Genomic DNA, 8513 nt, shown 5'->3' on the forward strand with positions numbered 1-8513 from the left:
ATTGCTACCCAACGGACACAAATAGCTAAAATATCGAAAAAGCATTGACAATTTGACAAACCATTGATATTATAATAAATTGCATAATACTAAAATATTAAAATGGGTTTTCATGCCCTATTTTGGTAAGAAAAACTTGTAGAAAGGATGGCGTACATGGACAAAAAACAGCCTTATCGTATTGTCGCTTCCGGTAAAAAGGCAGAGCGTCGCGATTACTCAAAAGTTAGTGGACATCTGGAACTGCCGAATCTGGTTGAAATTCAGACGGATTCTTTTGAGTGGTTCAAGAACGAAGGAATTGGAGAAGTTTTCAATGAAATCTACCCGATTCAAAACTATGGAGGAAATATCAAGCTGAAGTTCGCCGGTTATGAATTCGGTGAACCTAAATACAATGCGGAAGAATCAATGTATCGCGAATGTAATTACGCAGCACCATTGAAAGCACGCATGGAACTTGAAATAACAGATAACACAACAGGTGAAGTTATCAATAAATGGGAAGATGTCTTCCTGGGTGATTTCCCTTTAATGACCGAAACAGGTACTTTCATCATCAATGGAGCGGAACGTGTCATCGTTTCGCAGATCGTGCGTTCTCCGGGAGCGTACTTCTCTACCGGTTATGATGAAAAAACAGGTAAAGTATCGTATGCCTGTGAATTGATTCCAAGCCGCGGTACTTGGCTGGAATACATGACAGAAACGAAAAAAGCGTCTACCGGACGTGTTTTAAACATGAGCATTGACCGTAAACGTAAAATGCTTTCTTCTGTATTGTTTAAAGCTGTCGGTATGTCAATTGATTTAGATCACAGCGAAGATGCCCATGATACAACACAGATCAAGACGTTCTTAAAGGCTATGGGACGTGATGTGATCGAAGATGTTGCACAGGATGATGAAGATCGTGAATTCATGAATCTTTACCTTACATTATATGCATCTTACTTTGGTAAATACGAAGAAATTGAGAATACCCTGTTAGCCGATAAGGTTAAGACTACACAGGAAGCTTTATTGTCTATTTATGAAAACCAGCGTTCGGATGAAATACCTACCTTGGATGGTTCTATCACCTTAATGAATGCGAAGTTCTTTGATCCTCGCCGTTATGATCTAACCAAAGCCGGACGTTTTAAATTACGTAAGAAATTAAATGCCATCAACCGTATTTACGGTAATCGTTTGGCAATGGATATTTTGGCAAGTGATGGCAGTGTCTTCATGCCTAGCGGTACGATGATTCATCGTGATGAACGTAACACTTTACGTGAAGAGTTGGAAAAAGGTATGCATGTACATGCTTTCCCTTTCAATCCATTATTCAACCATCCGGATAAAGTAGAAGTTCCGGCATCTAACCATCTTGGTCTTGTTGGCCGTGTTTTGGCAGAGGATGTGGAATTGAGTGATGCTACCCTGTTTGAAGGAACCGTATTAACACAGAAGGATGTAGACGCAATCGCAAAAGAATGTGAAACCATTTCTGTACATGGCGGTATCATCGCAAAGCAGGTGGCTTTGGAAAAAGGCAATGTCAATGCAGTGTTAAACTATGGACAGCGCATGTATGCGTTAGGCCGTGTAACGGATGCACAGGGCAATGACCTGGAAAATGAAGAAGGTGACTTCTATGCAGAAGGCTATTTACCTCGTCATAAGCCAGATACCTTAAGTGCAAACGACCAGGAAGCTTTACGTAATAAAGTAAACAACGGTGAAACGGTGTATGCATGGTTGGTAGGTGCAGCCGTTCAGGAAGTGCTTGTACGTACTGGCGATGAGCAAGTAGTAAAAGTAATCGGTAATGACCCATATGCGAACAAGCATACCATTACGATTTCCGATATGTATGCATTCTATACGTATAACTTAAATGTTATGGAAGGTGTTGGAGAAACCGACGATATTGATATGTTGGGTAACCGTCGTATCCGTTCTGTTGGTGAATTGATCCAGAACCAGTTCCGTATCGGTTTAAGCCGTATGGAGCGTGTTGTTAAGGAACGTATGTCCATTGCGGAAACAGCAACCTTAACACCTAAGAAATTAACGAATATTCGTCCATTAACAGCAGCTATCAAGGAGTTCTTCTCCAGTTCTCAGCTGTCACAGTTCATGGATCAGCAGAATCCATTGGCAGAATTGACCAACAAACGTCGTATTTCTGCCTTAGGTCCAGGTGGTCTGACCAGAGATCGCGCCGGTTTTGAAGTACGTGACGTTCATAGTTCTCACTATGGTCGTATCTGTCCTATCGAAACTCCAGAAGGTCCAAACATCGGTCTGATTTCCAACCTGACTTCTTATGGTAAGATCAATGAATATGGATTTATTCAGACACCATATCGTATCGTTAAGAAAGATGGAACAGTAGAAGATGAAGCAATCTACTTATCAGCTGATGAAGAAGCAGATTATGTTATCGCGCAGGCGAATGAGGTTGTAGAAGGCCGTTTGATCAATGAAAATGTCGTTGCTCGTAAAGCGGGAGAAACCATCATCGCTAAACGTGAAGAAGTAGAATTGGCCGACGTTTCACCAAAACAGATCGTATCCGTGGCAACTGCCTGTGTACCATTCCTGGAAAATGACGATGCTTCTCGTGCCTTGATGGGTGCGAACATGCAGCGTCAGGCCGTACCTTTGTTACAGCCACATTCTCCATATGTAGGAACTGGTATCGAATATAAGATTGCCAAGGACTCTGGTGTCGGTATCGTCGCAAAAGAAAACGGTATTGTTGAATACGTCGATTCTCAGCGCATCATCGTCAGTGGTGATGATGGAGAACGTCATGAATATCGTTTGCGTAAATTCCAGCGTTCTAACAATGGTACCAACATCAACCAAAGTCCAATCGTAAAAAAAGGTGAACGCATCGATAAGGGAGATATCCTAGCCGATGGACCATCTATGGAAAAGGGTGAACTTGCCCTTGGACAAAACGTTACTATCGCCTATATGACATGGTATGGCTACAACTATGAGGATGCCATCATCATGAGTGAGCGTTTGGTACGTGATGATGTGTATACGTCAATTCATATTGAAGAATACGACATTGATTGTCGTGAAACAAAATTAGGGCCAGAAGAAATTACTCGTGACATTCCTAACGTAAGTGAAGCAGCCTGCCGTAACTTAGACAGCCGTGGTATCATCATGGTTGGTGCGGAAGTACGCGAGGGTGACATTCTGGTTGGTAAAGTAACACCAAAAGGACAGAGTGAAATCTCTCCTGAAGAAAAACTGTTATTAGCTATTTTCGGTGAGAAATCCCGTGAAGTGCGTGACAACTCCTTGAAGGTACCTCATGGTGGTGCCGGTATCGTACATTCTATCCGTATCTTCAAAAGAAGTGAAGGACATGATTTGCCACCTGGAGTTAATGAAACCGTAAAAGTTTACATCGTTCAGAAACGTAAGATTTCTGAAGGTGATAAGATGGCCGGCCGTCATGGTAATAAAGGTGTCATCTCCAAGATCTTACCGGTTGAGGATATGCCATATATGCCAGATGGAACGCCAATTGATATCATGTTGAACCCATTCGGTGTGCCATCTCGTATGAACATCGGACAGGTTCTGGAAATCCATTTAGGATATGCCGCTAAGAAACTGGGCGTGAAATTCTCCACACCGGTATTCGATGGTATCAACAACCAGGAATTAAGCGACATCATGAAAGAAGCCGATATGACCGTAGATGGTAAACAGGTACTGTACGATGGACGTACCGGTGAACCATTCGATGAACGTATTTCTGTCGGTGTTATGTACATGATCAAACTGGCGCACATGGTTGACGATAAGCTGCATGCCCGTGCAACCGGACCTTACTCCTTAGTAACGCAGCAGCCATTAGGTGGTAAAGCACAGAATGGTGGTCAGCGATTCGGTGAGATGGAGGTTTGGGCACTGGAAGCTTATGGTGCTGCCCATACACTGCAGGAAATCTTGACGGTAAAATCTGATGATATCGTAGGACGTACTAAGACTTATGAAGCAATCATCAAAGGAAAAGATATTCCTGAACCAGGCATTCCTGAATCCTTCCGCGTATTGAAACATGAATTACAGGCATTAGCCATCGATGTGAAGATGCTGGATGAAGACGGAAATGAAGTCGATATCAACAAAGAAGAATCAAGTGAACCTGCTGCACTGCCACCAATTCCACAGGAAGAGGTTGTCAGTGAAGAGGATATCAATGATATAAATGAAGATGTTGAAGTTGAAGATGATGAAGTGCTTTTGGATGATGAAGAAAACATGGATGACTTCGACGAAGATGTATTAATTGCAGAAGATGATGAACAAGTAGAGGAGGCGTAAGTAGATGAGTGTTAATGATTTTGCCTCAATTCAGGTGAGCCTAGCATCTCCTGAAAGAATCCATGAATGGAGTCATGGTGAAGTTAAAAAACCGGAAACAATCAATTATCGTTCCCAGAAACCGGAACGTGATGGATTGTTCTGTGAACGTATTTTCGGACCTAGCAAGGACTGGGAATGTTATTGCGGTAAGTATAAGAAAGTACGTTATAAAGGTGTTGTCTGTGACCGCTGTGGTGTAGAAATCACCAAATCCAGTGTTCGTCGTGAACGAATGGGACACATTGAATTGGCTGCACCGGTAGCACACATCTGGTATTTACGCGGTATTCCTAGCCGTATGGCACTGCTGCTGGATGTAACACCAAAACAATTGGAAGAAGTAGTATATTTCGTATCCTGGATCGTAACAGATCCTAAGGATACGAATCTGGAATACAAACAGATCTTATCTGAAAAAGAATATCGTGAATATATGGCACTGTACGGTCCTGGAAGCTTTACGGCACAGACTGGTGCAGAAGCTGCTTTGACCCTGTTGAAAGAAGTTGACCTGGAATTAGAATACAAACACATTCAGGAAGCTTTGGAAAATGCGCAGGGTGAAAAACGTAAGAAATTAATCAAGCGTTTGGATACCGTAGAAGCTTTCCGTAATTCTGACAATAAGCCAGAATGGATGGTTATGACAGTAATTCCGGTAATCCCACCTGATTTAAGACCAATGCTGCAGTTAGATGGTGGACGTTTCGCGACAAGTGATCTAAATGATTTATATCGTCGTGTCATCACACGTAACAACCGTTTGAAGAAGCTGTTAGAGTTGGGAACTCCTGCTATCATCGTACAAAACGAAAAACGTATGCTGCAGGAAGCAGTTGATGCTTTGATCGATAATGGTCGTCGTTCTAAACCAATTACCGGTGCCGGCGGACGTGCTTTGAAGTCTTTATCACATTCCTTAAAGGGTAAACAAGGACGTTTCCGTCAGAACCTATTAGGTAAACGTGTTGACTTCTCCGGTCGTTCTGTAATCGCCGTAGGACCAGATTTGAAGATGTATCAGTGTGGTATTCCACGTGAAATGGCAATTCAGTTGTTTAAACCATTTGTTATTAATGAAATCGTAAATCAGGAAATCGCCAGCAATCCAAAGACAGCAGAGAAACTGATTGATCGTCAGGATCCACGTATTTGGGATATCGTTGAAAAGGTAATTGATGGCTATCCTGTCTTAATGAACCGTGCCCCTACGCTGCACCGTTTAGGTATTCAGGCGTTTAAGCCAAAACTGGTAGAAGGACGTGCATTGCGTCTGCATCCATTAGTATGTACTGCCTTTAATGCCGACTTCGATGGTGACCAGATGGCTGTCCATGTACCATTGAGTGAAGAAGCAAGAGCCGAAGCCTTAGTGATGATGTTAGGTTCTAACAATATCCTAGGTCCAAAGGATGGAAAACCAATCGTTACCCCAGGTCAGGATATGGTCATGGGTAACTTCTATCTGACGATGGAAGAAACGGCTGAAGAATTCCATGATGAAGCGCAGCGCTATTTATCTGTCGATTGTCCAAAATCAGCAGCTATGTGGCAGCGTTATGGAGATAATGAAGGACATGTCTTCGGTAGCATCAATGAAATTTTGATGGCTTATGAAACAGACCAGATTCATTTACATTCTCGTATTGCCATTCCGGCAAGAGCATTAAATAAAACAAGCTTTACGGATGAACAGCAGAAACAGTATTTGCTGACAACAGTTGGTAAGGTTATCTTTAACAACATGTTCCCTAGCGACTTCCCATTCTTGAATGAGGTAAGTGCAGCCAATTTCCAGGCAACACCGGAAAAGTATTTCCTGGATATGGGAAAAGATGTAAAAGAAGCTATCCGTAATTTACCTGTAACACCTGCTTTCAAGAAGAAAGATTTAGGTAAGATCATCGGTGAGATCTTCAAACGTTACAGTACTGAAAAAACATCTGAAATCCTTGACCAAATCAAGGATATGGGATTTAAATATTCTACAGTTGCTGGTGTTACGGTATCCTTAAGTGATATCGAGGTTGCTCCTCATAAAGAAGAGCATGTGGAATATGGTAAAGCCAAAGCCGAAGAATTAAAAACCCTGCGTAAGAAAGGTAAGCTTACGATGCAGGAGTGGGAACGTCACTTAAATAAGCTGTGGGCAGATGTCAAAGATGATATCGCCGAAGAGCTGTTAGGTAACTTGCCACGTAAAAACCCAATCAACATGATGGCGCGTTCTGGTGCCCGTGGTAATACGTCAAACTTTACTCAGTTAGCTGGTATGCGTGGTCTGATGGCGAAACCATCACAGTCCAAATCAGCGAAGGGTGAATATGTACCAAGTATCATCGAGGTTCCTATCTATTCATGTTTCCGTGAAGGTCTGAATGTGTCTGAGTTCTTTATCTCAACACACGGTGTGCGTAAAGGTCTGACCGATACCGCATTGAAGACTGCCGAATCTGGATATCTGACACGTCGTTTGGTTGACGTTGCCCAGGATGTTATCGTTAAACAGGAAGACTGTGGTACAGATAAAGGGTACTGGGTAGAAGCTATCGTAGATCGCAAAACGAATACGATTATCGAATCTTTGTATGATCGTTTAGTTGGTCGTTATACAAAACAAGAAGTTACAGATCCTAAGACAGGTGAAGTCATCATTGAAAGTGATGAATTCATCACGGAGCCAATTGCGCAGCGAATTGTAGATGCTGGTGTTGAAGGCTTATATATCCGAAGCGCATTTACTTGTAAATCTATTTACGGTGTATGTAAGAAATGTTATGGTCGTAACATGGCAACCGGTAAAGATGTTGAAGTTGGCGAAGCTGTTGGTATCATGGCTGCCCAATCTATCGGTGAACCAGGTACACAGCTGACCATGCGTACTTTCCATACCGGTGGTGTAGCAAGTGCTGATGGTGGAGATATCACACAGGGTCTTCCTCGTGTCGAGGAGCTGTTTGAAGCTCGTTGTCCTAAGGGTGTAGCTGTATTAGCTCAGATTACCGGTGAAATCACATCGATTAATCAGATTGAAACAGGCTACGAAGTAGTTGTCGCAAATGATAAAGAAAGTATTACGCATAAGGTGACTTTGGTACAGGCAATTCGTCCTTGGATGAAGGTTGGTGCACATGTTGAAGCTGGTGACAAAATTACGGAAGGTCAGGTTGACCCTAAGGAATTATTAAAGGTTGCTGGTGTACGTCAGGTACAAAACTACATTCTAAAAGAAGTTAAGAAAGTATATGCCAGCCAGGGTATTGAAATCAGTGACAAGCATATTGAAGTTATGATTCGCCAGATGCTGCGTAAAGTAGTCGTTCTGGAAGGCAATGATACACACTTGAATCCAGGTGTGCAGGTATCCTTGACCGAAATCACGAAAATCAACCGTCAGGCATTGTTAAGCGGTAAAACACCGGCTACTTTCAAACCGGTATTGTTAGGTATTTCTAAGGCATCTGTTGAAACAGACTCCTTCTTATCGGCAGCATCTTTCCAGGAAACAACGAAAGTTCTGACGGATGCAGCAATCAAAGGTAAGAAAGATTACCTCATTGGTCTGAAAGAAAATGTTATCATCGGTAAGCTGATTCCAGCTGGAACCGGCTGCAAAGCTGATCGCCAAACAAATGAAATCATTGCGGAAAGAGCAGAAGAGTTACGTGAAGAGCGTATCGAACGTAATGCGAAACCAGATGATGATCAATTTATGGCATATGTACCTTCACCTGAGAAATTAACAAGTGAAATGGTACAGAAAATCATGGATGGTGAAGATGTATCTGATGAAGAAATTGGAATTAAACAGCCAATTCTTCCGGAATTACACGATTAACAATCCTAAAGGATATCAAGAAGGAGTTCTTACGATGTAGGAACTCCTTTTGTGATTATCAAAAGTATCCATATCAAGAGGCAAATTCGTAAAGCGATAGAAAGAATTTCTGCCTAGATCATATGGAATAGCAGATTAGTAAAAATAATCTGTAATAATCATAAAAAAGTTATTATTTTGATTGACAGGAACGATATAATTTGATATTATATACAGGCACTCAACGAGAGTGACGTCCACCAAACAGTGGATGCTATCGGTCTTTGAAAACTGAACAGGAAACGTCAAT

Annotated in this window: 2 protein-coding genes; both read left to right on the forward strand. The window is 42.1% G+C overall.

Annotation, left to right across the window (positions count from 1 at the left end):
- Positions 1–156 precede the first annotated feature (156 nt).
- Positions 157–4344 carry a DNA-directed RNA polymerase subunit beta gene (rpoB, locus tag ACESSZ_RS15900; RefSeq protein ID WP_008691284.1) on the forward strand — a complete coding sequence of 1396 codons (4188 nt, stop codon included), beginning with the start codon at positions 157–159 and terminating at the stop codon, positions 4342–4344.
- A 4-nt stretch (positions 4345–4348) separates the two neighbouring features.
- Positions 4349–8224: a DNA-directed RNA polymerase subunit beta' gene (gene rpoC / locus ACESSZ_RS15905; RefSeq protein ID WP_008691285.1), complete on the forward strand. Its 3876-nt coding sequence runs from the start codon at positions 4349–4351 to the stop codon at positions 8222–8224.
- The last annotated feature ends 289 nt before the right edge of the window (positions 8225–8513 follow it).

Origin of the sequence: Eubacterium sp. 3_1_31, from assembly GCF_964249515.1 — a bacterium.
Lineage (GTDB): Bacteria > Bacillota_I > Bacilli_A > Erysipelotrichales > Erysipelotrichaceae > Longicatena > Longicatena caecimuris.

Coding starts and splice junctions, on each gene's coding strand:
- rpoB (WP_008691284.1), top strand. CDS start 157: ATGGACAAAAAACAGCCTTATCGTATTGTCGCTTCCGGTAAAAAGGCA.
- rpoC (WP_008691285.1), top strand. CDS start 4,349: ATGAGTGTTAATGATTTTGCCTCAATTCAGGTGAGCCTAGCATCTCCT.